The organism is Cellulomonas sp. ACRRI (assembly GCF_022346185.1).
In the GTDB taxonomy this organism is placed as follows: Bacteria; Actinomycetota; Actinomycetes; order Actinomycetales; family Cellulomonadaceae; genus Cellulomonas.
The window spans coordinates 1-917 of the sequence record NZ_JAKRMS010000273.1 but is presented as its reverse complement, the minus strand read 5'-3'; the positions used below and the strand labels follow the sequence as shown (position 1 = coordinate 917).

Sequence of the window (917 nt, the reverse complement as noted above, 5' to 3'; positions counted from 1 at the left end):
GGGGCCGGGCGGCGGGCCCGGCCGTGGGCCGGTCGGCGCGCCGGGCGCGCGGCGGCGTCTGGCACGCTGACCCCATGAGGACCGGGGACGTGACCGCGCGCACCGAGGTGCTGCGCCGGCAGTGGGACGCGCTGCGCTCGTGGGTCGGGGACGTGCTGGACGCCGACACCGCGCGCGCGGCCAGCGTGCTGGACGGGTGGAGCGTCGCCGAGCTCGTCGCGCACCTCGGCCGCGCGATGGACGCGCTCGCCGTGTGCGAACCCGCCCCGGCCGGCACCGTGCCGCTCAGCCTGGCCGAGTACCTCGGCTCGTACGCCGGCCGGGCCGCCGACATCGACCGGGTCACCAAGGAGCTCGCGGCCGAGATCGCCGACGACCCGCTGCGGCACGTCGACGCGCTGGTCGAGCGGGCGCTGCGCCGCGCCGAGGAGCTCGGCCCGGACGACCGGGTGGTGCAGGCCCGCCGCGGCCCCGTGCTGCTGTCCACCATGCTCGCCTCCCGGATCACCGAGCTCGTGGTGCACGCCGACGACCTGCAGCGCTCCCTCGCCCGCGCCCGCGGCGCCGCCCCCGGGTCACGGGCCGAGCTCGGCACCGGCGTCGGCCCGCTGCCGGGCGTCCCCGGGGGGCTCGGTCCCGAGGGCGGCCTCGGCGACGGGGTCACCTCCGCCGGGCCGGTCGACGGCGACGCGCTCGACCTCGTGGCGACCGAGCTGCTGCACATCGTGCGGGCCCGCGGCGGGTGGGACCTCGACGTCGTGCAGCCGCTGACCTGGGTTCGCCTCGCCGCCGGCCGCGTGCCCTACGACGTCGACGTCCTGGCGGCGGCCCTCGCGCCGCGGTTCACCTCGGACTCCGTCCCGGACCTGGGCCGCATGCTCCCCCTCCTCTGACACTCGCACCCCCCGCGCCGCGCC

General features: G+C 79.4%; 1 protein-coding gene. It reads left to right on the top strand.

The genetic code is table 11. The features are described 5' to 3' along the window. The first annotated feature begins 74 nt into the window (after window positions 1–74). Window positions 75–893, top strand: coding sequence for a maleylpyruvate isomerase N-terminal domain-containing protein (locus MHY85_RS21130; RefSeq protein WP_239200443.1), 819 nt, complete (start codon window positions 75–77; stop codon window positions 891–893). Window positions 894–917: the final 24 nt, after the last annotated feature.

Excerpts from the sequence above, each read along its gene's own strand:
- MHY85_RS21130 (WP_239200443.1), top strand. The coding sequence starts at position 75 with ATGAGGACCGGGGACGTGACCGCGCGCACCGAGGTGCTGCGCCGGCAG.